The organism is Lactococcus sp. FSL W8-0209 (assembly GCF_038006585.1).
GTDB classification, from domain to species: Bacteria; Bacillota; Bacilli; order Lactobacillales; family Streptococcaceae; genus Lactococcus; species Lactococcus lactis.
This window is the reverse complement of sequence record NZ_JBBOVN010000001.1, coordinates 806,585-830,359: the sequence shown is the minus strand read 5'-3', so window position 1 is coordinate 830,359 and position 23,775 is coordinate 806,585. Positions and strand designations below refer to the sequence as shown.

The 23,775-nt window shown below is 32.7% G+C and carries 25 protein-coding genes and 1 pseudogene; 7 read left to right on the top strand and 19 right to left on the bottom strand.

Annotated features, from left to right (window positions below):
- Nucleotides 1-18: 18 nt before the first annotated feature.
- The 11 genes from MKX45_RS04245 to MKX45_RS04195 form a co-directional block, all read right to left on the bottom strand.
- Complete coding sequence (locus tag MKX45_RS04245) at nt 19-621, bottom strand: lysozyme family protein (protein ID WP_021723140.1); 603 nt, start codon at nt 619-621, stop codon at nt 19-21.
- 159 nt (nt 622-780) lie between these two features.
- Nucleotides 781-2,028, bottom strand: a complete 1,248-nt coding sequence (gene glyA, locus MKX45_RS04240; protein ID WP_021723141.1) for a serine hydroxymethyltransferase — start codon at nt 2,026-2,028, stop codon at nt 781-783.
- Between the two features lie 229 nt (nt 2,029-2,257).
- Nucleotides 2,258-2,842, bottom strand: coding sequence for an L-threonylcarbamoyladenylate synthase (locus MKX45_RS04235; protein ID WP_026138870.1), 585 nt, complete (start codon nt 2,840-2,842; stop codon nt 2,258-2,260).
- A 332-nt stretch (nt 2,843-3,174) separates the two neighbouring features.
- A complete protein-coding gene (locus MKX45_RS04230; protein ID WP_012897311.1) occupies nt 3,175-3,639 on the bottom strand; it encodes a GNAT family N-acetyltransferase in 465 nt (154 codons plus the stop codon).
- Nucleotides 3,640-3,672: 33 nt separating this feature from the next.
- The gene (prmC, locus tag MKX45_RS04225) at nt 3,673-4,485 is read right to left on the bottom strand and encodes a peptide chain release factor N(5)-glutamine methyltransferase (protein ID WP_023189531.1); all 813 of its coding nucleotides are present in this window, start codon (nt 4,483-4,485) and stop codon (nt 3,673-3,675) included.
- Between the two features lie 105 nt (nt 4,486-4,590).
- Nucleotides 4,591-5,346, bottom strand: coding sequence for an oxygen-insensitive NADPH nitroreductase (nfsA, locus tag MKX45_RS04220; RefSeq protein ID WP_195918710.1), 756 nt, complete (start codon nt 5,344-5,346; stop codon nt 4,591-4,593).
- Nucleotides 5,347-5,408: 62 nt separating this feature from the next.
- The gene (locus MKX45_RS04215) at nt 5,409-5,936 is read right to left on the bottom strand and encodes a hypothetical protein (RefSeq protein ID WP_033899673.1); all 528 of its coding nucleotides are present in this window, start codon (nt 5,934-5,936) and stop codon (nt 5,409-5,411) included.
- Nucleotides 5,936-7,009, bottom strand: a complete 1,074-nt coding sequence (gene prfA / locus MKX45_RS04210) for a peptide chain release factor 1 (protein ID WP_340816830.1) — start codon at nt 7,007-7,009, stop codon at nt 5,936-5,938. The genes MKX45_RS04215 and prfA overlap by 1 nt, the downstream gene beginning before the upstream one ends.
- 17 nt (nt 7,010-7,026) lie before the next feature.
- The gene (locus tag MKX45_RS04205) at nt 7,027-7,470 is read right to left on the bottom strand and encodes a hypothetical protein (protein WP_025016869.1); all 444 of its coding nucleotides are present in this window, start codon (nt 7,468-7,470) and stop codon (nt 7,027-7,029) included.
- A 55-nt stretch (nt 7,471-7,525) separates the two neighbouring features.
- Nucleotides 7,526-8,095, bottom strand: coding sequence for a thymidine kinase (locus MKX45_RS04200; protein WP_023189527.1), 570 nt, complete (start codon nt 8,093-8,095; stop codon nt 7,526-7,528).
- Between the two features lie 527 nt (nt 8,096-8,622).
- Nucleotides 8,623-9,036, bottom strand: coding sequence for an Ohr family peroxiredoxin (locus tag MKX45_RS04195; protein ID WP_017864190.1), 414 nt, complete (start codon nt 9,034-9,036; stop codon nt 8,623-8,625).
- Nucleotides 9,037-9,136: 100 nt separating this feature from the next.
- Here MKX45_RS04195 and MKX45_RS04190 point away from each other — a divergent pair, with 100 nt between their 5' ends.
- The 5 genes from MKX45_RS04190 (at nt 9,137) to MKX45_RS04170 (ending at nt 13,508) form a co-directional block, all read left to right on the top strand.
- Nucleotides 9,137-9,568, top strand: coding sequence for a MarR family winged helix-turn-helix transcriptional regulator (locus MKX45_RS04190; protein WP_025016870.1), 432 nt, complete (start codon nt 9,137-9,139; stop codon nt 9,566-9,568).
- 213 nt (nt 9,569-9,781) lie between these two features.
- Entirely contained in the window at nt 9,782-10,315 is a 534-nt protein-coding gene (locus MKX45_RS04185) for a GNAT family N-acetyltransferase (RefSeq protein ID WP_017864188.1), read from the top strand.
- Between the two features lie 531 nt (nt 10,316-10,846).
- Nucleotides 10,847-12,313 (top strand): Y-family DNA polymerase, encoded by a 1,467-nt coding sequence (locus tag MKX45_RS04180; protein ID WP_340816829.1) that lies wholly within the window; start codon nt 10,847-10,849, stop codon nt 12,311-12,313.
- Entirely contained in the window at nt 12,273-12,653 is a 381-nt protein-coding gene (locus tag MKX45_RS04175) for a hypothetical protein (protein WP_195918708.1), read from the top strand. The genes MKX45_RS04180 and MKX45_RS04175 overlap by 41 nt, the downstream gene beginning before the upstream one ends.
- 156 nt (nt 12,654-12,809) lie before the next feature.
- Nucleotides 12,810-13,508 carry a TIGR00266 family protein gene (locus MKX45_RS04170; RefSeq protein ID WP_025017231.1) on the top strand — a complete coding sequence of 233 codons (699 nt, stop codon included), beginning with the start codon at nt 12,810-12,812 and terminating at the stop codon, nt 13,506-13,508.
- A 474-nt stretch (nt 13,509-13,982) separates the two neighbouring features.
- On the opposite strand, the gene lysS is transcribed toward MKX45_RS04170, so the two are convergent.
- On the bottom strand, nt 13,983-15,479 hold the full coding sequence (gene lysS, locus MKX45_RS04165; protein WP_340816828.1) for a lysine--tRNA ligase: 1,497 nt from the start codon (nt 15,477-15,479) through the stop codon (nt 13,983-13,985).
- A gap of 512 nt (nt 15,480-15,991) precedes the next feature.
- Here lysS and MKX45_RS04160 point away from each other — a divergent pair.
- Both MKX45_RS04160 and MKX45_RS04155 read left to right on the top strand, forming a co-directional pair.
- Nucleotides 15,992-17,140: pseudogene (locus MKX45_RS04160) on the top strand (IS3 family transposase); the annotation flags it as partial.
- Between the two features lie 45 nt (nt 17,141-17,185).
- Nucleotides 17,186-18,333 (top strand): IS3 family transposase gene (locus MKX45_RS04155; protein ID WP_095559415.1). Its coding sequence is split into 2 segments (ribosomal slippage): nt 17,186-17,438 and nt 17,438-18,333, totalling 1,149 coding nucleotides; the frame shifts between segments, so codons are not numbered across the junction.
- A 326-nt stretch (nt 18,334-18,659) separates the two neighbouring features.
- Here the strand turns inward: MKX45_RS04155 and MKX45_RS04150 are convergent.
- The 7 genes from MKX45_RS04150 to MKX45_RS04120 all read right to left on the bottom strand — a co-directional run bounded on the left by MKX45_RS04150 (nt 18,660) and on the right by MKX45_RS04120 (nt 23,742).
- Nucleotides 18,660-18,944: a putative quinol monooxygenase gene (locus MKX45_RS04150; protein WP_003130528.1), complete on the bottom strand. Its 285-nt coding sequence runs from the start codon at nt 18,942-18,944 to the stop codon at nt 18,660-18,662.
- A gap of 228 nt (nt 18,945-19,172) precedes the next feature.
- The gene (locus tag MKX45_RS04145) at nt 19,173-19,541 is read right to left on the bottom strand and encodes a glyoxalase/bleomycin resistance/dioxygenase family protein (protein WP_021723158.1); all 369 of its coding nucleotides are present in this window, start codon (nt 19,539-19,541) and stop codon (nt 19,173-19,175) included.
- Between the two features lie 119 nt (nt 19,542-19,660).
- A complete protein-coding gene (locus tag MKX45_RS04140; RefSeq protein WP_010905449.1) occupies nt 19,661-20,023 on the bottom strand; it encodes a YxeA family protein in 363 nt (120 codons plus the stop codon).
- A 146-nt stretch (nt 20,024-20,169) separates the two neighbouring features.
- Entirely contained in the window at nt 20,170-20,943 is a 774-nt protein-coding gene (locus tag MKX45_RS04135) for a DUF1295 domain-containing protein (protein WP_010905448.1), read from the bottom strand.
- Nucleotides 20,940-22,736 (bottom strand): DAK2 domain-containing protein, encoded by a 1,797-nt coding sequence (locus MKX45_RS04130; protein ID WP_012897297.1) that lies wholly within the window; start codon nt 22,734-22,736, stop codon nt 20,940-20,942. The genes MKX45_RS04135 and MKX45_RS04130 overlap by 4 nt, the downstream gene beginning before the upstream one ends.
- A 3-nt stretch (nt 22,737-22,739) precedes the next feature.
- Nucleotides 22,740-23,141, bottom strand: coding sequence for a DUF2177 family protein (locus MKX45_RS04125; RefSeq protein ID WP_003130519.1), 402 nt, complete (start codon nt 23,139-23,141; stop codon nt 22,740-22,742).
- A gap of 118 nt (nt 23,142-23,259) precedes the next feature.
- Entirely contained in the window at nt 23,260-23,742 is a 483-nt protein-coding gene (locus tag MKX45_RS04120) for a TspO/MBR family protein (protein WP_003130518.1), read from the bottom strand.
- Nucleotides 23,743-23,775: the final 33 nt, after the last annotated feature.

The window sequence follows — 23,775 nt, the reverse complement described above, 5'->3', positions numbered from 1 at the left end:
TTCTATCTTAACAGTAATTTACCAATTTAATAAATCAAGTAAGAGCATGTTCCATTCAACCTCTTTGGCATAGAAAATATTCCCACCATTAGAGTAGAGTTTTCCTTTATTATAAATCAATGAATCCAGAGTCAAATGATAATAAGTTTCACCCGTTGTATTTCCTAAACTTGGCGCAACGACATCACGAGAATAATCCTTAGAAAGAGCGATAGTATTCTTTCCACCATGGGCAGCTATGTAATCAACATAGGCTTTCCCATAGTTATAAGCCTGAACTCCTGCCCAAGCGTCGACCTTTTTTTGTGAAGCGTATTCTAAAACTTTTGACAAATTAGAAATACCTTGTTTAATACTTTCTTGTTCTGTTGAGAAAGTATTTGTTGTGCCATTCAAGCTTTCACTTGATTGCATAATATCAACTTGTTTTCCTTTAGTTTCTGTATAAATAATTGCCAAAGCCAACTTTGTATCACCACTCAATCCTTGTGCTTTAAGGCTTTTTTTGACCTCTGCCTCATAAGACATTACGTGTTTCACATTTTCATGCATACGGTAAACATAAAAACCACTGAATACAAGAAGTATCAGTACTATTAATCCAATTAATTTTTTAAACATTTCACTTACCTAAATTTTCTGACTGCTCTTATTCTTTACTAGCACATATCATTATTTTTTGCAGTCATTTTTTATATAAGTTCTATTATAACACTTCTCTTTTAAATTTAGCTTAACATTAAAAAATTAGACAAATTTTCTTTGTCTAATTTTTTGATATTATAAGGGAAATTGACGAGTCAGTTCTAAAGCTGCTTTCCTAACTTCCGCAAGTTTTTCTTGATTATCGTGATTAACCAAAGCTTCTGAGACCAATTGTGCAACTTTTTTCGCTTCAACTTCTTTAAATCCTCTTGAAGTAATCGCTGCTGCTCCAATTCGCACCCCTGAAGTTTTAAATGGTGATAATGTTTCATCAGGAATTGCTTCTTTATTGAGTGTGATGTGAACACTATCCAATAAATCTTGAGCTTCTTTCCCATTAATTCCTAAGTCTAAAACTTTAAGATTAAGCAAATGATTATCTGAACCACCAGCTATCAATCGTAAGCCTTCCACTTTAGCAAATTCCTCAGCCATTGCTTGCGTATTTTTAATGACTTGTTCAATATAGGTTGTGAATTCTGGATCAAGTGCTTCTTTAAAAGCTACTGCTTTTGCTGCAATGACATGTTCTAAAGGCCCACCTTGAGTTCCAGGGAAGATTGCAGAGTTAATTTTCTTGGCCAAAGCTTCATCATTAGTCAAAATCATTCCACCACGTGGTCCACGGAGTGTCTTATGAGTTGTTGTTGTAACGACATCAGCATAAGGAAGTGGATTAGGATGCGCACCAGTCGCTACCAATCCAGCAATATGTGCCATATCAACCATTAATTTTGCTCCAACACTATCAGCGATTTCACGGAACTTAGCAAAATCAATCAGGCGTGAATAGGCAGAAGCGCCAGCAACAATCAGTTTAGGTTGAACTTCTTTAGCAATTTTTAAAATTTCATCATAATCTAAAAGCTCAGTTTCAGAATTAACTCCATAAGGAACAAAATGATAAGTTTTTCCTGAAAAATTGACTGAAGCTCCATGAGTCAAGTGACCGCCAGCATTTAAATCCATTCCTAAGACTGTGTCTCCAGGTTGAATTAATGCCATATAAGCTGCCGCATTGGCTTGAGAACCTGAATGAGGTTGAACATTGGCAAATTTTGCACCAAAAAGTTCTTTTGCTCGTTCAATAGCCAAATTTTCTACAACATCAACCGCTTCTGTTCCGCCATAATAACGTTTCCCAGGATAACCTTCGGCATATTTATTTGTCAAAACAGAACCTTGTGCTGCCATAACTGCTTTTGAAACAATATTTTCTGAAGCAATTAATTCAATATTTTGTTGCTGACGAATTTCCTCAGCATGAATGGCTGCCCACAATTCTGGGTCAAAACTTTCAAAATCTTCTTTATCAAAAATCATTGGTTCTCCTTGTATGTCTTTTGGGATATTTTAAAAAATATAAGTAGAATTTTATAGTCATTGGCGCTATAAACTTAATCAGTTAATTTTAGTTTACTTTCGCAAGCAAACTTTCAACTCTAAAACTATTATATCGGCTAAAGGCTCTTTTTTGAAATAAGTTGGCTTGTAAATCTCATCATTGCCAAAGAATGTTCGGAAATTTTTAGATTACTTTTTTCAGCTTATTTTATTCAATTTGACCAAGTTCAGGAACTTTTTTAAGTAATTCTTCTTTAGTAACAGCCCCTTGACGCAGTAATTTTGGTTTTTCTTGCGTCAAATCGATGATTGTTGTATCTAGTCCATAGATGCTATCATCTTGAACAGCGACTGCGGCATTTTCTAAAATTTCAGGACTTAAATCGGCAAAGAAACTTGGACTTTTAGAACCACTTAAATTGGCAGAAGGTCCGACCAAAACACCGACCTCTTTGATAATTTTTTGAGTTACTGCAATATTTGGCATTCTAAAACCAACAGTACTTTTTCCAATATGAATCCATTCAGGAACATCTTTAGATGCCTCTAAAATAATAGTTAAAGGGCCAGGAAGAAAGGCTTCCACAATTTTTTGAAGATAAACTGGTTGATTGATTGAATATTTTAAAATATCTTCAAAGCTTGAAATATTCATATTTAAAGCTTTTTCTGTTGGACGTCCTTTGACTGAATAGAGTTTTTGGACTGCTTCTTCATTCATCGCATCTGCAAAGAGACCGTAAACTGTTTCTGTCGGTAAAATAGCTAACTGACCAGATTTTAGTGCTTTGATAGCTCTAGCTGATAAGCGGTTTTTATTATTATTCTCTTTTTCTGACTGCTTGTCTAGTTCTTTTTGTAATGTTTTTGCTTCAATAAAAAGATTTTCTCTAATATTTTTCAAATCATCTGGTACTTTGTAGGGACGACGAAAAAGAAAGCCAATAATACCATAAAATCCACCTTCGACTTTTTCAAGTTCGTTAGCAAAATTATTGAGTCCCCCTTGCACAAACTTCAAATTTTCTTTAGCTTGGTCTATCTTGTTTGACTCAACCAAAGTTTTGATATCTTTTAATTGCACTTGCAAAAAAGAGGACATTGTTCGTAAATCATTTTCAACTTTCATTTTAACTTCTTTCTTAAATATATTTTATCTTTTAACTGAACTTTTCCTTCAAAAATAGGATGATCATAATTATCAAGAAAATAATTGGAAATTTTATGAGTAATTGTGAAGCCGCATTTTTCATAGAAAGCTACATTGTTTGAAACATCATCTGTTCCAAGAATTAGCTCATCAGCTGCTAAATTTTCTTTCAAATATGTGATGAGTTGTTTCATCATTTGCTGACCGAATCCTTGTCCTTGAAAACTAGTTTCTACCGCGAAATTCTCAATTTCAAAAGTATTTTTTTGTTTTTTTATGACTACAGCACAGGCAACGGTCTTGCCATTTTTTAAAGACAGAGTAAATAAATCTCCATTTTCCAGATAATTTTCTAAATGTGGTCCATCATCAGCTAATAATAATATTGGTAAAAAATCTTCTTTTTGCTGAAATACTTGTTCAAAAATTAAAGAATTCATTTTTCTCCTTAAATATTGCAACAGTAGCTTTTATCACTTGACACTAATCATTCGATCTTTTCCAAATATATCCTGATGAATACTAACAAGCTTGTCAGTAAATTTTTCTTGAAAAATAGCTTGCACAGCTTGCCCTTGCTTATAGCCGATTTCCAAATAAATTTTTCCATTATCGGTCAGATGATTGACCGCTTGGTCAGCAATTTTTTGATAAATTGCTAATCCCTGATTTTCCGCAAAAAGCGCTAAATCAGGTTCATATTTAATGACAGAATTATCCATTTCGTAAGTTTCATCAAAAGCAATATATGGCGGATTAGAAACGATAATATCAAAGCTGTCAGTAATTTTATCTAGTACATCTGATTGAACGAATTCCAAATTAGCCTGATTTATTTCAGCATTTTCAGCTGCTAAAGTTAGTGCCTCTTTAGAAATATCAGAAGCTTTTACTGTCCAATTTTCACGCGCTTGAGCTAGAGAAATGGCAATCGCTCCTGACCCTGTTCCAATATCTAAAATTTTGAGGGAATCATTCTCATTTTCAGCCAAAATCATTTCCACTAATTCTTCAGTTTCAGGACGAGGAATTAAAACACGCTTATCGACCTTCAATTTCAAATCACGGAATTCTGCCCAACCCACTATATATTGTGGAGGCTCATTTTGATGAAGACGTTCTGACACTTCTGTCAGTAATTTTAATTCTTGGTCAGTAATTTTTTCTCGCATCAAATTCAACCAAGATAATTTATCAAGTTCATGTAAATTTCGCCAGACAAATTCCAACTCAAAAGGGTCTTCTAAATCTGCTGACAAAGTTCGCACAGCTTCAATCCAAAGCATTTTTCTTTTTCTACTTTCCAATATTAATTATTTTTCTAATATCTTTTTAAATTACTCTTCCAAGTATAGCAAAAAAGCCCAATAAAATCAGGCTTAATCAACCTTTCAGTTTAATGTAAATCCTTGCTTTTTCAAAAATTTGGCAACATCCTCACGCCGTGGCTTTGTCAGAAAATTGCTCATTTCCTGCGTCCAATCAGTAGACTTTTGATGATGACTCCGATTGGCATAGTAATCTGAAGTTTGTTCATTATAAGCCTGTAAATCACTCACTGTCACACGATTATAAGCATTAACTGACAAAATATTTGCTCTTGGTAAACGTGGTTTAACTTCATTTCGTGTTTTTGGCATCCCAATTGTAAGACCAAAAAGTGGAACAGTCAATTCTGGTAAATTCAGTAACTCTGCCACTTTAGCAATATCATTACGAATCCCACCAATATAACAGATTCCAAGCCCCATAGATTCTGCAGCTATCGCCATATTCTGTGCAGCAATTGTAGTATCAACAATGGCAACCGTCAATGCTTCCATATTCTGGAGAGCCTTCACGTCCTTATTTTCCGTCTGTAAAATCTGAGCTTGTCGATACCAGTCAGCCACAAATATATAAAAAACACCTGTTTGATTCACATAATCATCTGAACCTGATATCCTAGCCAGTTCACGACGTAAATCATTATCCGCTATCTCAATGATTGAATAAGCTTGTAGAAAATTAGATGAAGCTCCAGACTGTGCAGCTTTTAGCAACAACTCCTTGACATCAGCTGACAAAGGCTTCTCTTTAAAATCACGAACTGATGCGTGGAGCAACATTTTTTCAATCGTTGGATTCATGATTGTTTCATCATTCATCAAAATAAGTTCCTCACTACTAATAATTTTTATAAATAATCATTATTTTACAAGATTCTCTACTAAATAAGAGGTGAAATTCGAGTTAAAAGATAAGCACATAAAGGGATTTTTACTTCTTGAGCTGGAAAAAGCAAAGCATACTGCTTTCGATTTTGATTTGTTTCGGAAACCAACTCTTCTAAAGTTCCAAGTTTTGCTCCAAGTTCTGAGAAAGATTGACGTAAAGGATTTTTACTATATTTTCCCAATTCAGACAAAGGTAAACTTTTCTTGGTCCGACTCCAGTCTTCATCTTTTTTTACTTCTTGCCAAAGTCGACAATATTGCTTTTCTTTATAATTTTCAATTGACATCCGAGTTCTTTGCGCTCGGTGCAAATGCTTAGAAAGAGACTCCATCTTTTCAGCAACTACCCAAACATCTCCATTTCCCCCCCTACAATAAAGTAAATCAAAAGATAAATCAAAGCCTTTGACCTTAAAAATAGTCACATCTGTTGAAACATTATTCACCTTTTTCGAAGTTTGCATTTTCCTATTTTCATGTCCCACTTCTCGAATAACAAAATCTTCAAATTCAAAATCCATTATTTATTTAATTCTTCTAATTTTTTAGTTTGGTCATAGACAATCAAAGCATCAATCACTTCATCCATTTTCCCAGATAAAATACTATCCAACTTTTGTAAAGTTAAGCCAATCCGGTGATCAGTCACACGGTTTTGTGGGAAATTGTAAGTTCTAATCCGCTCAGAACGATCCCCAGTTCCGACAGTTGATTTACGTTCTGCATTTTGCTTATCCAATTCAATTTGTTGATAGTAATCAAAGACTTTTGTATTCAACAATTTAATAGCTTTATCCCGATTTTTTTGTTGCGTCCGTTCTTCTTGCATTTCCACTTTAATCCCAGTTGGTAAATGGACCATACGTACCGCAGTAGCAACCTTATTGACATTCTGTCCACCAGCACCAGAGGCATGGTAAATATCCACACGTAAATCTTTTTGGTCGATTGTCATCTCAAATTCTTCAACCTCAGGCATAACAAGAACAGTAGCCGTTGATGTATGGACACGCCCTTGTGTTTCGGTTACAGGAACACGTTGTACTCGGTGAGCACCAGATTCATATTTCAATTTTGAATAAACAGATGGACCAGAAATTAAAACTGAAACCTCTTTATATCCACCAATTCCGGTGATGTTTGCTTCCATAATTTCAAACTTCCAACCTTGTGATTCAGAAAAATGTTGGTACATATTCAACAAATCACCAGCAAAAAGTGCAGCTTCATCACCACCAGCAGCTCCACGAATTTCTAAAATAATATTTTTTCCATCATTTGGGTCTTTTGGCAAAAGCAAAATTTTGATTTCTTCTTCCAAAAGCTCTTTTTGTGATTTTGCTGATGAAAGTTCTTCTTTGAGCATTTCTTTCATATCATCATCAAGTCCACCTTCGCCAAGCATTTCTTCACTATCAGAAATTGTTTCAAGAACTTTTTTGTATTCATTATAAGTCGCTACTTTATCACGTAAATCTGCTTCTTCACGCGATAATTCCATAAAACGCTTTGTATCCGAAACCACCTCAGGGTCAGACAATAACTCACCCAATTCTTCATATCTTCCAACTATTGATTCTAACTGATCAAACATTTCTCTATTTCCTTTAATTATTTTTTAGTTTGTAATGGTAAATTTTTGGCCATATTGACAAACGAATCCCATTGTGTCACATCTTGCAGCATGTCTTTTTTAAAAATCATCACTTGATTTCTACCTTGAAAAAAGTGCACACGATCTGAAAAAATTTCGACATTACGTACATTCATTTGAGCTTTAATTTGTTCCTCTGTCACATACATATCAAGTTCTTGTGGCTTAAAATTTTTCAAAAAACGACTTTTCAATTGCCAATGTAAAAAAAGATTTCCTAAAACAAGAACAAGTAAAGCAGAAACAACCGGCCAAAGCCATTGCCCCTTACTCATAAATAAATTAATAACCAAAAAAATAAGCATAATTCCTGAAAAAACAAGCATCATCCGCTTGGTCATTTGACCAAGAATTCTTTGATAATCCTCACCAGTAATCGTTCCTTTAAAATGATAAAACATCGAGTTCCTCCCTCTTGATATAAAGTCTGTTCGTGTAAAATTCTAATCTTATTTTTTAAATTTCTGGCTTAAAATAATGTTTACGACAAACAGGAATATAGGTTTCGTTTCCACCAATCTGCAACTGTTCACCTTCATAAACTGGTTTTCCATCAATTGTCCGAATCACCATTGTTGCCTTTTTACTACAATACCAACAAATTGTTTTAATTTCTTCGATTTTGTCCGCAAGCAAAAGTAAATATTTTGAGCCTTCAAAAAGCTCATTACGAAAATCATTTTTCAAACCAAAAGCCATGACTGGAACATTTAGTTCATCCACAACACGCGCAAAATCATAGACATGTTTTTTATTTAAAAATTGTGCCTCATCAATCAGCACACAAAAAGGTTTAGCTGGCAGGCTGTTCACATAATCAAAAACAGACATTTCCTCATCAATTGCGACAGCTTCAGCTTTCATCCCGATTCGACTAGCAACTGTCCCAACCCCTGCGCGTGTATCTAGACTAGAAGTCATTAATAAAACAGGCTTACCCTGTTCCTCATAATTATAAGCCACTTTCAAAATCTCAATTGATTTCCCTGAATTCATCGTCCCATATTTGAAATATAATTGCGCCATTACTTTTCCTTTTATTTTTTAGCTTCTATACCATTGATATCAAAAGTTCTGTACTTCAAAATCTTTAAAGATTACTTCATAAACTTTCTCGATTTCTCTAATTTTTACTCAATGAGGTCAAATTAAAACACAACTTAAATTATATCATATTTCATTTATATTTTAACCCTTCTCTCTGTTTTATTAAACCATCAAAGATTGGAAAGGTTACTTCATTTAATGTATATCTTTATAATTTCTTAGCAATAAGGTCCTTTTATCTATTTTTTTATTTTTTTCTTGCACTCGAGATGAAAACACCTATTCTGGAATTTCTTAAAATAAAAAAACCAATATTTTTGTTATTGGCTTTTTTACTTTTAAAATTTTTAATAAGCTCCTCGCTGATTTTTGTATTTTAAATCCTGCATTAACTATTGTTATCTTTTATTTTCAGTATATCATCAAAACAAAAAATAATAAGACTTTTGTGCTCCCTAAACTTAGTAAAAAGTTTAATCTTGGAAAACTAATTTTAGAAAAATCTTTTAGATAGCCTTTATCGTTACTTCAATATTACCTTGAGTAGCGCGGGAATATGGGCAAGTTTTATGTGTTAGTTTCAAGAGTTCTTCTGTTTCTTCAGCACTCACTCCTTCGATATGTCCTGTAATATCAACTCCTAATACTACATCTGGAATTTCATTTTGACTTAAATTATAGAGAGAAACTGTAACTTCAATAGTTGATTCACCCTCTATATTTTTTGATTTTTTAATATAGTCTAAAGCACTATTAAAACAAGCGCTATATCCTGCAGCAAATAATTGCTCTGGATTTGTCGCTCCTTCAACCTTTCTGCCTGGTGCAATAATATCTAAATTAAAACTTTTATCTGGAGAATGGACTTCGCCATTTCGACCGCCAGTATTTATCATTTTTGTAGAAAATATTTTTTTCATTGAAACCCCCCTTTTGTATTGTTTACAATATAATTGTACTAAATACAATCACGTTTGACAAATATATAGATTCAGATATAATGAAATGATGGGAGAAAATATGACAGACAATATTCTTAGTAAGGAATTATGCTTTCAATTATACATTGCTTCAAAGGAAATTATAAAAAAATATAATTCTTATTTAAATAGATATTCGCTTACTTATACTGGATTTATCGCTATGTTAGCAATTGAAAACGAGATGACAATAAATAAATTAGGCGATGAACTCTCTTTAGATTCTGGTACATTAAGCCCTCTACTAAAAAGATTGGAAGCAAAAGGATACATTATAAGAAAACGTTCTGATAAAGATGAAAGAAGTGTTGAGTTATTTCTCACAGATAAGGGAGCACAAGTTAAAAAGGAATTACCTTCTATCTCTCTTGAAATTGGTGACAGTTTAGTTTCTTGCAACGAGAATATTAATTATGACTTACTTCTCTCGCAATTACTTACTTTAAATAAAAGTTTGAAAACAGAGATTTAAATATTTTTTATTTATTATACATCTTTTACAGCCTGATCAGATTTTGCTCGAATATCTTGAACTTCTCGCAATGCTTGATCATTGTCCTGTCCAATAATTATCCGCTAATGATTTGATATCAATACACGCATTAAAGACTATTGCAAAATTGGTGTTTGCTATGATTATTTTTTTATGCTATAATTTCTCAATCTTAAAATAGGAGAATGTAAGATGAAATACTTTGTACGCCTTGCTACAGAGCAAGATAAACCCGCAGTTGCTAAATTCTATGATAATTCTTTACCATTGATTGATGAAAAACAAACGAGTTGGATAAAAAATATTTATCCCTCAATTGATACAGCTCTAAAAGCAATTGACTTATCTCAGCTCTTTGTTTGTTATGATTCAAATGATATTGTTTCAGGGACTGTGATTCTAAATAATCAATCAGATAAAGAGTATGAAAATATTACCTGGAGCACTCCAGAGCTTGATCCTAATCAAATATTGGTAATCCATACTTTAATTATAGATCCTAAAAAATTAAATCAAGGAATTGCAAGTGCCATGATCAACTTTATTAAAGATTTTGGCAAAAGTAATAGTATGGTAACTATTAGATTAGATACTAATTTTAAAAATACACCTGCACAGAAACTTTATGAAAAACATCAATTTGTATTTCGCGGGAGAACCAATCTCAAGAGCTTTGATAACAAAGGATGGGACGATTGCGTATTTTATGAATTTTGTATTAAATAATTAAAAATATAAAAATAAGTAAAAACCACTATTTTTTTAGTGGTTTTTTATTTTATAAATTTTCTTTTTTAACAATATTTTTTAATTTATTTTAAATTCTACCCATTAAATTTTATTATGATTTCTTTAAATTCATTGCTACAAAGAGGACCAGTAATATTTGCATATTTGAACTGATTAAATATCTTTCTTAAAAATTGGAGTTTTCCTAAAACTTACATCAATTATTCTTAAATATTTTTATCTTCTGGTGTTTGTGGTCGTTTGCTTCAATATTTAAGTCACCATTACTATATTCAAAATTTTGATAGATATTTTTTAAATAATGAATCAAATACAGAACTTCTTTGCCCTTCTCTAAATCTAACTATAGCAGAAAATAATCTCTTTTTTGGGGGGAAGGAACAAACTGAGATGTTTTTTATCTTTTTACTATTTTTTCTGATATTATCCATTGATTAATGGTTTTTTTTAGAGTATAATATCAGATAAACAGATGTTTTGTATTAAATATGTTACTGAAGGGGAGAGATGGATAAACATAAATTAAATAACTTTTTTGACTACTCACTTGAACCTCGCAGAGCTATCCTTTTTGAAGATGTCAAATCAAATTACGCTTCTATTGAGTGCGTTCAACGAAATCTTAACCCTTTGACAACTTCTCTTTGCGTCATGAGTCGTGCAGATAACACTAAAGGTTTAACGCTTGCCTCTAGTCCTACTTTTAAAAAAGTCTTTGGAATGAAAAACATAAGTCGTGCCAGTGATTTACCCTTTATTATTGAAACAAGGAAATTCAATTTCCCACAATGGTATCGAACACATACGGATATTTACGGACAACGGACTGAACCAACTTTGCAGCATGTCGCTTTCATCGAATCCTGGGCAAAACGAACATGGCTTGTTCCGCCTCAAATGCAGCTCTATGTAGATTATAAAATCAAAGTTACTGAAATTCTAACCAATTACACATCAATTGAAGAAATTCACTCTTACTCAATTGATGAATCATTTTTAGATATCACAGAATCTCTTAACTTCTTCTATCCTGATATTAGAAACCGATATGAGCAAATGAATCTGATTGCTTTAGATTTACAACGTGAGATTTTGGATAAGTTAGGGCTTTATGTAACTGTAGGGATGGGTGATAATCCTCTACTTGCAAAACTTGCCATGGATAACTATGCCAAACATAATCAGAATATGAGAGAATTAATACGGTATGAAGATGTGCCTAGTAAACTCTGGACTCTTCCTAAGATGACTGACTTCTGGGGAATTGGAAAACGAACTGAGAAACGTTTGAACAAGTTAGGAATCAGTTCTATTAAAGAGCTTGCAAATGCTGACCCTCTTCTCCTTAAACAAAAATTAGGCACAATTGGACTCCAACATTTTTTCCATGCAAATGGAATTGATGAAAGTAATGTAAGGGAAAAATATATTCCTAAATCTTCTAGCTTCAGCAATTCTCAAATTCTACCTCGTGACTACCATAAACAAAAAGAAATAGAACTTGTGATTAAAGAAATGGCTGAAAACTTAGCGATAAGGCTAAGAAAGGGAGGAAGAATGGCAGGCAATCTTTCACTTTATGTGGGTGCTGCAGCAAGCTCTGAACACTCTTCTATTAAAATTTCACGCAATATTGAAGCAACACAAAATACAAAGGAACTGCAAGACCTCGCAATTCGTTTATTTCGTGAAAAATATCAAGGTGGAGCAGTAAGGCAAATAGGAATAAGTGGCAATCAACTCTCTGATAATTCGGTCAAACAACTTTCTTTATTTGAAACTGTTGAAGAAAATCAATCCAACGAAAAGCAGGAATCCCTTCAAAAAGCCATTGACGAAATCAGAGAAAAATTCGATTTTCTATCCATTCAAAAAGCAAGTAGTTTATCCGAAGGTTCACGTGTGATTTATCGAAATAAACTTATTGGAGGTCATGCAGCAAGTCAAAATAAGGAGGATAAAGATGTCAGTTGACCGTTCTTATAGTTCCTATGAAGTCATTCGAGCATATCAGGATAGAGGAATGATGAAATGGGGATCATTTGCGACCGGAGAGTTGACCGAGGCCCAAAATGCATTTGTTAAAGAGCAAAATAGTGATAAAATCTTACAACCTTTATCACATCACATTATACTTCATCTTCTCAACCAGTCATTTACTAATCAAGTACAAGTCAAAATTAAATATCAATCTAAGGATAAAATAACTGAAGTTTTTGGTTTTGTATCAGAATTTATGAATAATCAAGTTAGAATAAAATCCACAGATAAAATTCACCTCATATCTATCGAAAAAATTATAAATATTTCATAATTAATGAAAAAAGCATGTTATGTCCAAACATGCTTTTTTATTACTATAGCTTCTTTGAGTACAATAATTTCATAAATAAGAATAATTTTTAATATTTATTCAGATGACATCTCATGATATAATTGTTTAAAGAATAAGTTCAAAAGGAGAAGATTTATGGAATATCAACTAAGTTCAACATCAATGGCACCACTAGTGGAGATTAGTCTTGACAATAATGAAGAGATTCAAATTGAGTCTGGAGCGATGGTCTATCATAACGCTGCTGTTAAACTTGAAGGAAAAATGAACAGCAATGGAAAAGGAGGACTTGGAGGTGCTTTAAAAGCTCTTGGTCGTTCAATTACAAGTGGAGAAAGTTTCTTTATTACTAAGGCAAGCGCAATAGGTGCAAATGGTAAAATTTCGCTTGCTCCTGCTAGCCTTGGTTCAATCAAGGAAATTCTTGTCGGTCAAGAACAGTGGAATCTTAACACAGGGGCATTCCTCGTTAGTGAGGGTGGTGTCCATTACATAATGGAACGTCAAAAATTAGATGGAGCATTATTTGGAGGAACTGGTGGTCTTTTTGTGATGAAAACACAGGGCAGCGGAAAGATGTTAATCAGCGGTTACGGGGATATTGTAGAAATAGCTCTTGATGGAACAGAAGATTTTGTAGTTGATAATCAACATGTTTTAGCATGGACTGAATCTTTGAGTTATTCAATTGAAGTTGCTTCCGGAACATTTGGTTTTAAGACAGGAGAAGGGTTAGTTAATAAATTTCGAGGTAAGGGAAAAATCCTGATTCAAAGTAGAAATGTTGAAGCCCTCGCACAGTCAATCATTCCATTCATACCAAGTAAAGGATAAATAAAAAGTCACTAAACTTTAGTGGCTTTTTATTTTATAAATTTCCTTATTTTTCAATAATATCTTGTTGTTTTATGTATTTTAAATTTTGCACACTATTTTCACACTAAATTTTATTTTAGTTTCTATCGTATATTGCTACACTAACATTCAGTAATAATTCTATATCTTAAATTGGTTTTGAACATTCTTTAGTTATTCTAATACATTCAAATCTTTTTATTTATTGAAATGCCACGAACTGAAATATCATTATATAAACTAAAATATAAATAAAAACAAAATTTCTGGCACTTGATTATCTTAAGCTTGTATTTCTAATAATACTGTGATTTTCGTAGAGACCGAAAAGCCAAAGCTTTGGAACCTCTTGGACTTTTAAATATCGACGGAAATCTAAGTTCAATTGGGTATAAAAGCATAGTCAAATTTCGGACTAACTTACTCTGTTTTAAACTTCGAAATAGAACCATTTTATGGCTTCATAGTGGGAAAGAGGAGCACATCTCTAATAGTTGTTGTATTAGTTAAGAGCATAACAAGTCGGTCAATCCCAATCCCTAATCCTCCAGTAGGGGGCATTCCATACTCTAAAGCCTCTACATAATCATAATCTATACCAGTCGCTTCTTCATCACCTAATTCTTTATCTCTTGCTTGATTTTTAAATCTTTCTAACTGATCTATCGGATCATTCAATTCAGAATATGCATTAGCATATTCATGCCCACCGATAAACAATTCGAATCTCTCAGTAAACCTTGGATCTTCTTTACTCATTTTAGCAAGAGGTGTTATTTCTTTTGGGTGGCCAAAAATAAACGTGGGTTGAATCAAAGTTTCCTCAACAAATTTTTCAAAGAATTCATTAATGATATGCCCAATTGTAAAATGTCTTTGTACCTCAATACCATGATTAACAGCAATATTTACTGCCTCTTCAAAGGTCATCTGTTTTCTAAAATCGATCCCTATTTTTTCTTTTATTGCATCAACCATATGTAATCTTTTAAAATTCTTAGATAAATCTATTGAGGTTTTCTTTCCTGATAACTCTACCTCAACTACTGTACTTGAAGCAACGGATAATGCTGCACTTTTAAAAATACCTTCTGTTAAATTCATAATATCTCTAAGATCAGAATAAGCTTCATAACATTCTAACATGGTAAATTCAGGATTATGAGTATTATCCATCCCCTCATTACGAAAGTCTCTTCCTATTTCATATACTTTTTCCATTCCACCAACAATTAACCTCTTCAAATGCAACTCCGTAGCAATTCCAAGTGTCATATCTATATCTAAAGCATTATGATGAGTAGTAAATGGTTTTGCTGAAGCGCCGCCAGCTTGATTTTCCAAAACTGGAGTTTCTACTTCGAGGTATCCTCTATCATCCAAATACTTTCTCACTGAGCTGATAATATTGCTTCTCATCCTAAAGCGTTCTAAACTTTCATGATTAGAAATCAAATCTAAGTAGCGTTTACGATAACGAGTTTCTGTATCAGTGAGGCCGTGCCATTTTTCAGGAAGTGGGCGCAAAGCTTTTGATAGATGCGTTAAACGAGTAGCTTTAACAGTGACTTCACCAGTGTCAGTTTTCATAACGTCGCCTTCAACACCTAGAATGTCTCCCAAATCCGATTTTTTAAAAATATCGTAATTTTCCTCACCCACAATATCTTTACGCACGTAAATCTGGATTTGCCCCTCTCGGTCTTGAAGGTTGGCAAAGCCAACTTTACCTTTGCCACGCTTGGTCATCATACGCCCAGCAATCATTGCTGTTAAAGCTTTTGCTTCCAAATCTTCTTTACTGTCTGCGTCGAAATTTTGATGTAATTCTCCTGAATCTGTCGTGCGTATAAACTTTTTCCCAAAAGGACTAATCCCCTTTTCACGCAACTCTTCCATCTTTTCACGCCTAACTTTCATTTGGTCATTCAACTCGATGCTTACTGTCATTATAAATCTCCTTTGCTCCTTGCTTTATGTTTTTTCTTTATATAGTACTTTTTTAGATCTAACATACTCAAAAAATTTTTTATAATAATACCACTTTTCAGATCCTGTTGCAAAGCTCCTCATAATTCTCTAATTAAGTATAAAATATAGGAATAATAGCAAGGGATACAAATGAAGCTGAGTTATGGTAATCTTAGTTCTATTCTTTATATTCTTTAACTTGTCTATACAATATTTTGTTCGTTAACCATATTTGAATATTTCAAGACAAAAATTATAAAATAGTTATACATTCTCCATATGATTTTATAACTTGGTAAACAAGTTTATCATAGCGAGGGTGTCTTTTTGTTTTCTTAAAAGTGACTTTTATATATAATTTCTCCTTATCCTTCTGATAACCTGCTTAAAAATGGTTTCATTTTTAATACTAGTGGAGCTATACTATAAAAGTGGACAGAAAATTGTGTGTTATAATCTGTCTATTAAGACACAAAAATGAAAGGACTTTTATGTCAGGTTTTAAACGTTACGACGAGGATTTCAAACAATCGCTCGTTAATCTCTATCAAACTGGTAAAACACAAACTGAACTCTGTAAAGATTATGGGGTATCTTCTTCTGCACTTGCAAAATGGATTAAGCAGTACTCTCAAGTGCGTCTTGAAGATAATACGGTGTTGACTGCTAAACAGATTCAAGAATTACAAAAAAGGAATGCCCAACTAGAGGAAGAAAATCTGATCTTAAAAAAAGCGAGTGCCATATTCATGCAAAACTCCAAGTAAGATTGAAAGCCATCTATAGACTCCGATTTGAACACACGACAGTTATGCTCTGTCGTGTTTTACATGTCAATCGTTCCACCTACTATAACTTCATAAACAAGAGGCCTTCGAAGCGTGAAGTAGAAAATCAACGCTTGAGAAAATTACTCCTTGAGATTTATATGAAAGCCAAGAAAAGAATTGGAACGAGAGCTTTTAAAATCATTCTTCTGCGTGATTATGGCGTTAATATTTCTGAAGGCCGTATCTTAAGACTTCTCAAGTCTATGACACTCCCTAAAATGTCAACCATCAAACCTCGTTTTAAATCAAATAAATCTCCTGTATTTTCTTCTGATAATCTGCTTAAACAAGAATTTAACCCGAACTCCCCAAATCAAGTTTGGACAACAGATTTCACTTATATCTCTATAGGACCTAAGCGACATGTTTATCTCTGTGCTATTCTTGACCTCTACTCAAGGAAATGTATTGCGTGGAAAGTAAGTGATAGGATTTATGCCAAGCTCGCCTGTGACACCTTAGAAATAGCTATAAATAAGAGGAAACCTAAGGAACCAATTATTTTTCATTCGGATCAAGGAAGCCAATTTAAATCAGCTTCCTTTAGAAAGTTATTAGATGAGCATCAATTGCTTGCTTCTTACTCCAAGCCTGGATATCCTTATGATAATGCCGTCACTGAGGTCTTTTTCAAGTATCTTAAACAACGAGAAATTAATCGCAGAACTTATCACTCCATTCAAGAAGTTCAACTCTCTTGCTTTGAATACATCGAACAATTTTATAACAATTATAATCCTCATTCCGCCAACAATGGTTTAACTCCAAATCAGAAAGAAGAAAATTATTTTAAGAAAATGGAAAGGTTATAATAAACTAGACACAAAGTTAAGAGAAATCGTGGAAAGGTTTATTATGGCAAGAAGAAAATTCGATAAACAATTTAAAAATTCTGCAGTAAAACTCATTCTTGAAGAGGGTTACTCTGTTAAAGAAGTCAGCCAAGAGCTTGAGGTTCATGCCAATAGTCTTTATCGCTGGGTTCAAGAAGTTGAAGAATATGGAGAAAGTGCTTTTCCAGGCAATGGGACAGCCCTAGCTAATGCCCAACATAAGATTAAATTGTTAGAGAAAGAAAATCGTTATCTTCAGGAGGAACTTGAACTTCTAAAAAAGTTCCGGGTCTTCTTGAAGCGAAGCAAGTAAAACGTTTTGAATTTCTCTTGAAACATCATGGGAAGATAAAAATTAAGCATGCAGTAAAAGTTCTTAAGGTTTCTCGCTCAGGTTTCTATGAATACATGCATCGTCGTCCTTCAAAACAACAAGTGGAGAGAGAAATTCTCTCAGAGAAGATAAAAGCTGTCTTTCATGAGCATAAGGGACGCTATGGTGCGGTTAGAATTACCAAGGTACTTCATAATACTGGTATTATGACCAACACGAAACGTGTTGGAAAACTGATGCACTTGATGGGACTTTATGCCAAGGGAAGCCGTTATAAATATAAACATTACAACAGAAAAGGAGCTTCGCTTTCAAGACCCAATTTAATTAATCAGATCTTTAAAGCAACAGCTCCTAATAAAGTATGGCTGGGAGACATGACCTATATCCCTACCAAAGAAGGCACCTTATACTTAGCCGTGAATATCGACGTTTTTTCACGTAAGATTGTAGGCTGGTCAATGTCTTCACGGATGCAAGATAAACTGGTGAGGGATTGCTTCTTACAAGCTTGTGGGAAAGAACATCCTCAGCCTGGCTTGATTGTCCATACTGATCAAGGGAGTCAATATACAAGCTCTCGTTATCAATCTACTCTTCGTCAAGTCGGTGCTCAATCTAGCATGAGTCGTAAAGGAAATCCCTATGACAATGCAATGATGGAGTCTTTTTATAAGACGCTAAAGAGGGAGCTTATTAATGATGCTCATTTTGAGACAAGAGCTGAGGCTACTCAAGAAATATTTAAATACATTGAGACCTATTACAATACAAAAAGGATGCATTCAGGTCTTGATTACAAGTCTCCAAAAGACTTTGAAAAATATAATTCTTAAATTCTCTTAACTCCGTGTCTAGTTTTTCGTTGACTTTCCAAAAATATAGCTCATTTTGTGTCTAAATATTTGACATTAGTCCAGTATCTTGTTGTTTTATGTATTTTAAATTTTGCCCACTAAATTTTATTTTAGTTTCTATAATGCATTGTTATAAAGGAATCCAGTAATATTTCCATATCTAAAATATAGTTGAGCGATTACTTTTCCTTTCCCAGTTTTACCTTCTAAACCTTAGAAGATTCTTCACTAATTTCTTTCCCTATAATATAAAAAGATAGAGCAATATTTTTCTTGCTCTATCTTTTTATATTGTTAATTATTTTTTACTTTGTTTCCGCAATTTGTAGAACTGGTTTCTTTGAACTATAAGTGCTTAAGTTCTTAGCGAATGCTAGCAAAAGGGGATTAGTGTTATGTTTTTCGATCGCTTCCTGTGATTCCCAATTTTCTATCATCACAAATTCTAGCTGATTATCCGTAGATTCATAAAGAGAGTATTCCAGACATCCTTCATCCTTTTTGGAAGCTGAAATCAGACCTTCTATCTCTTTTAAGAATTGAGATTTTTTATCTTCTTTAATATAAAATTTAGCATTTACAATAATCATAATTTTTATTCCTTTTTATTTATTAATGTTTATTTTTCAATTTTTGGAAAAATAAATACTTGACGAGTCAATGATTGATAAGTCATATAATAAAATATTTTACTTGTTTTTGCAAATATTTTAGATTACACAGAATAAAAATTTATATGATTTCTTTATTTTTTCATTTAAATAAAAAGAACTGCCTTTAATGACAGTTTTTAAGTACTATTATAAAATTAGATATGATTAAATTTCCATAAAAGCATAATAGTTACCCGAAGGGCTTTGGAAATTAAATGCTTTTTTCCCGTTAGCATCCATCAAGTCGCTTGTTGTAGGAGTAATTTTCTTTAATTTTTCATTCATCTCTTCTATATTATCTACTGTGAATAGTAATGAAGGTTTATCATTCGCAACTTCGGGTGAGACTTTTTTTATAAACTCGATATCCCAAATTTGTAAAAAAGCATTGCCATCTGATAGCGGTGCAATTACAACTGAATCTGAGTTTTCCATCTTATGTCTTTCAATTTCTAAAAAACCGATTGACCTGAAAAAATCTACTTCTTTTTCTACTTCTTTTACATAAAGATTTACACAGATATTAAAAGCCATATTTATTTTCCTTTTTTCCTTTAACACTATCATTATATCGCTAAAATATTTAATCTATCCACTAACTTCTTTTAGCTCCCTAGCTTACAAATTCTTTATCTAGATAAGGAAAATAGAAATTAGTTTTCTAAGCTTTGTAGCTCTTTTAATGCAGGTTTTGGTATTTCTTTCTCTTGGACCTCATTCCAGTTTGTTACACCTTTATGCTTGTTATAAGTCAGTTCTAAATAGGCTTGGTTTCTTAAATTATGACTAGCCATAAACTTTACTAACTTTTTATCTCCTTTTGAATTGAAAGAATCAAGTTTGTAGTGATAAATTACCATTGGTGTATGATCATCAGCAGTCGTCTCTTCCCGCTCACCATTAACTAATATTTGAACATAGTAACTTTCCCCACCATAATTCATTTTATAATATGTATATCCAGAAGCGATTATCATAACCATAATAGCTAACAATCCTACTAATACTTTCTTCACAATATATTCTCCTTTATTTTATACCCTTATTATATCAAGGAGCTGGATTAATAAGCTTACAATTTTGAAAGCATACGAATGTTGTTTTATATAAGAATAAAAAGGAAATTACTAAAATTATGGGCCTTTATGATTGAGAACTTAGTCTACAGGCCCTTTTTACCAATAAAAGGAACAAACTTCGGGGTAGTTTTTGCATATTCTTTAAAATCTTCACGATTCTTATATTTTTTTTCAAGAATTGGTACACCAGATACAAATAAAAGGAGACTAGTAATCAATAGTGGACTAATAACCAACCAAAGCGTTGATAAAGTCGTCAAAGAGATTAAGAATATTCCCCACCAACACATTGACTCGCCAAAATAATTAGGATGTCGTGTTAGTGACCACAGGCCACTAGTCAATAGTTTTCCTTTATTTTGGGGTAGTTTTTTAAAGACTTCTAACTGACGATCTCCAAAAACTTCAAAGATAAAGCCAAATATCCAAATTATTATACCTAAAATTTGCCACCAATAAAATTGAGAATTAACATTTGAATTGACTTGAATAATTGGGAGTGAAATAATGATTAACAAAAGATATTGCACCATAAATACCGTTAGAAAAGCTTTCAATTTTGGAAAATTATTTCCCCACCTTTTACGCATATTTGTATAGCGATAATCCTCGGGTTTATTCCAATTTCGTCTTCCTAAATGAATTGCTAAACGTACTCCCCATAATATGACTAATACTAAGATTAGGCTATTTTGAATCGTAATTCTCGGAGAAAATAAATAAGAGACCACAGCTGTAAGAACAAATCCTCCGCCCCAAGCAATATCTATCAATCCGTAATTCTTCTTAGATGTCGCAATAAGAAACCAACAGATGAAATAAAGTAATAAAGTTACCAAAACGGCTATATAATTCATTTGACCTCCTTTAATAGTCCGGCAATTGCTAAACTTCCAATCCCTGCAGAAATTCCAATTGCTGCTGAACTGTCTATAATTTCACAGTTTTTAGTAGTTTTTTCTTTCAATAGTTCATTTATCTTTAAGGCTGATTCTTCGGATAAAACATGTGTCAAAGCTAATTCTTCGATTTGTCCTTCTTTTGACAATAGGTTAATTTTTTTCAAAATTTTATCCATACTCTTATTTTGACTAAAAGAAGCACCAATCAGCTTTCCGTTTCCTCTTTTATCAAGACTAATAATTGGATGCATTGAAAGTTTTTGTGCGGTTTCTCCCAAAATTTTTGGAATTCTTCCCGAATTTATCATTGGCGATAAATCTTCTACTGCCACATAAATAAATATCCGGTCAGTTATTTTTTCTGTTTCATTAAGTACTGATTCAATAGAACGCTCTTCACTAATCAATTTGGCAACTTGTTTAACTAGTAGTCCTTGAGCCACTGAATTTAATTTGGAATCTATAAGATGTACTCGGTTTTCTAAGGATTTCTTTGCTGTAATTCTTTGGTTGAGAAGTTGATAAGTGCCACTTAGTTTTGAAGAAACTGAAATCACGATGATATGTTCATATTTTCCTTCTAAAAAGGAGAAAAGCGAATCAACAGATTGAATGCTTGGTTGAGAAGTTGTCATTTTTAAATTCTTATTATACTTTTCTGAAAAAATTTGAGGATTGATTGTAAGTTTATCTAAAAAGGCTTGCTCACCTACTGAAACATTCAAAGGTAAAACAAAAATTTGATTTTCAAGTATAAAATCAGCAGATAGATCGGCAACAGAATCTGTGACAATAGCAATGGATGATTTTCTATTTTGTGATATTTCATATTGTAATTGCATATCATCAACTTTTTGATAGATAATTGTTCCTGTTTTTTCTAACAGTGCTAATATATTTTCCGGATGGTTAGTATGGATATGAATCTTTATTTGTTTTTTATTTCCAGCAATAACTAAAGAATCTCCCCATTTCCTTAGTGATTCTTTTAAGTCCTTTTCTTGTTTTAGGGGTTCTTTGATAATAAATTCTGAACAATACCTATTTTTAGGTGCTTCAGATATAAAGTGTTCTTTAATATCTTCTGTATTTAATTCTTTTATGCTGGGGATAAGTCCTTCTTGTATCTTACTTACTTTTTCTCCACAGTAAGCGTCAGTAAAACCAGATATAAAGTAGTAAAAACCCTTCGCTCCAGAGTCAACGAGTTTATTCTTTTTTAAAATTGACATCTGAAATTGTGTTTCCTTAAGAGCTTTCCAAGCTTCTCCTTTTGCTTCTAGCAAGGCTTTTTCAAAAGATGTACTTTCTTTAAAAGTAATCAGTAATACTTCTGCCCATCTTTTCATAACTGATAAAATCGTTCCTTCTTTGGGCTCAATCAAAGAATCATAGGCGCTCTTTACTGCTCTGTTGAAAGCTAAAACAAGTATCTCTAAGTTAGTTTCATATACACTATAATAATCTGAAACGGCATTTAAGTACTGGGCAAAAATAATTCCAGAATTTCCCCGAGCCCCAATGAGTGCTGCCGAAGCTACTTCATCAAATAAAAGGTTCGTTGAATAATTATTATTAGATAAATTATCAATAATGGTTTGCATTAAAGATGCTAAATTACTCCCTGTATCCCCATCGGCAACTGGAAATACATTTATTTTGTTTAGTTCATCCTTTCCGTTAATAACCTTTTGCGCTCCTGCTATGATACTTTCTAGTAGACGGTCTTCAGATTTTACCTTTTCCATTCTTTATCCTTCCATAAACTTTGTAATCACAAGAAATGAAAGACTTGCACTCAAAGAGCTTACAAAAGTCCCCCAAATAATATCAATTATTGTTACCATTAGTGACCAGTCTTTAATTGATGCCAAATTTGTTAAATCGTATGTAGAATAACATACTAATCCTAGTAGAGCACCACTCAGTAAGACGTAAGTTATACTATTTTTTTCAAGTCCGGGCATTAATACAAAAAATGTTAGTGCTCCTAGATAAATAATATAGAAGATAATGGCCGGAATAACTTTAAAATCTCCCATCAAGTTACCAATATTTGGCTGATAGATTTTTTTATTTGCAAAAAAGAGCCAGCAAATATCTAAAATTAAAAAAATTACTCCACTTATAATAAAGGGTTTAATAAAATTCATTATTCTTCTCCAATCTATAGCTTTCAGTTTTACAGATGTATATACTTATAAATATCAAAATTTTTATGTTATATAATCATTATTTATTGCCCAAACCATCAGATTCTCCTCAAATTATTTAGTTCAAGATAGCAACTGATATACTCAAATATGTTGCGAAAATAATCCAAATAAAATAAGGAATTAGAAGGAATGCAGACCACTTATTAATTTTTGAAAATTTAATGATGCAGAGATAAACAATAAAATCTAGTAAGAGAATAATAATAACTCCTAACCAAAAATAGCCTTTGAAAAAAATAATACTCCAAATAAAGTTTAAGATAAGTTGTATTCCAAAATAGAATAAAGCATTTTGTCCCTCACTTCTTTGAGTTTTCAGCTTATAAAAAATCAAATAGGCGGAAATGGCGATAAGAGCATATAATACAGGCCAAACAATCCCAAAAAGATAGTCTGGTGGAGCTAGGGGTGGGAGTTTAAGATTATTATAAATCCCCTTAATATCCCCCGCCAAGAGGCCAGATAGGCCACCAATTAGTTCAATTCCTACAATAAATAATATTAGTTGTCCCAATGCTTTTAGTTTTTTACTAGTCATAATTTCTCTACCTTTTAATATACATGAGTTCTT

What these genes read in the sequence shown, in the direction of transcription:
- MKX45_RS04195 (WP_017864190.1), bottom strand. Translation starts at nt 9,036, where the DNA reads ATGAAAAAAATATTTTCTACAAAAATGATAAATACTGGCGGTCGAAAT.
- MKX45_RS04120 (WP_003130518.1), bottom strand. Translation starts at nt 23,742, where the DNA reads ATGACTAGTAAAAAACTAAAAGCATTGGGACAACTAATATTATTTATT.
- MKX45_RS04125 (WP_003130519.1), bottom strand. Translation starts at nt 23,141, where the DNA reads ATGAATTTTATTAAACCCTTTATTATAAGTGGAGTAATTTTTTTAATT.
- lysS (WP_340816828.1), bottom strand. Translation starts at nt 15,479, where the DNA reads ATGACAGTAAGCATCGAGTTGAATGACCAAATGAAAGTTAGGCGTGAA.
- MKX45_RS04245 (WP_021723140.1), bottom strand. Translation starts at nt 621, where the DNA reads ATGTTTAAAAAATTAATTGGATTAATAGTACTGATACTTCTTGTATTC.
- prfA (WP_340816830.1), bottom strand. Translation starts at nt 7,009, where the DNA reads ATGTTTGATCAGTTAGAATCAATAGTTGGAAGATATGAAGAATTGGGT.
- MKX45_RS04200 (WP_023189527.1), bottom strand. Translation starts at nt 8,095, where the DNA reads ATGGCGCAATTATATTTCAAATATGGGACGATGAATTCAGGGAAATCA.
- MKX45_RS04130 (WP_012897297.1), bottom strand. Translation starts at nt 22,736, where the DNA reads ATGGAAAAGGTAAAATCTGAAGACCGTCTACTAGAAAGTATCATAGCA.
- MKX45_RS04185 (WP_017864188.1), top strand. Translation starts at nt 9,782, where the DNA reads ATGAAATACTTTGTACGCCTTGCTACAGAGCAAGATAAACCCGCAGTT.
- prmC (WP_023189531.1), bottom strand. Translation starts at nt 4,485, where the DNA reads ATGCTTTGGATTGAAGCTGTGCGAACTTTGTCAGCAGATTTAGAAGAC.
- MKX45_RS04150 (WP_003130528.1), bottom strand. Translation starts at nt 18,944, where the DNA reads ATGATTATTGTAAATGCTAAATTTTATATTAAAGAAGATAAAAAATCT.
- MKX45_RS04215 (WP_033899673.1), bottom strand. Translation starts at nt 5,936, where the DNA reads ATGGATTTTGAATTTGAAGATTTTGTTATTCGAGAAGTGGGACATGAA.
- MKX45_RS04145 (WP_021723158.1), bottom strand. Translation starts at nt 19,541, where the DNA reads ATGGCTTTTAATATCTGTGTAAATCTTTATGTAAAAGAAGTAGAAAAA.
- glyA (WP_021723141.1), bottom strand. Translation starts at nt 2,028, where the DNA reads ATGATTTTTGATAAAGAAGATTTTGAAAGTTTTGACCCAGAATTGTGG.
- MKX45_RS04175 (WP_195918708.1), top strand. Translation starts at nt 12,273, where the DNA reads ATGCAGCAAGTCAAAATAAGGAGGATAAAGATGTCAGTTGACCGTTCT.
- MKX45_RS04135 (WP_010905448.1), bottom strand. Translation starts at nt 20,943, where the DNA reads ATGAATTATATAGCCGTTTTGGTAACTTTATTACTTTATTTCATCTGT.
- MKX45_RS04180 (WP_340816829.1), top strand. Translation starts at nt 10,847, where the DNA reads ATGGATAAACATAAATTAAATAACTTTTTTGACTACTCACTTGAACCT.
- nfsA (WP_195918710.1), bottom strand. Translation starts at nt 5,346, where the DNA reads ATGAATGATGAAACAATCATGAATCCAACGATTGAAAAAATGTTGCTC.
- MKX45_RS04230 (WP_012897311.1), bottom strand. Translation starts at nt 3,639, where the DNA reads ATGAATTCTTTAATTTTTGAACAAGTATTTCAGCAAAAAGAAGATTTT.
- MKX45_RS04205 (WP_025016869.1), bottom strand. Translation starts at nt 7,470, where the DNA reads ATGTTTTATCATTTTAAAGGAACGATTACTGGTGAGGATTATCAAAGA.
- MKX45_RS04170 (WP_025017231.1), top strand. Translation starts at nt 12,810, where the DNA reads ATGGAATATCAACTAAGTTCAACATCAATGGCACCACTAGTGGAGATT.
- MKX45_RS04190 (WP_025016870.1), top strand. Translation starts at nt 9,137, where the DNA reads ATGACAGACAATATTCTTAGTAAGGAATTATGCTTTCAATTATACATT.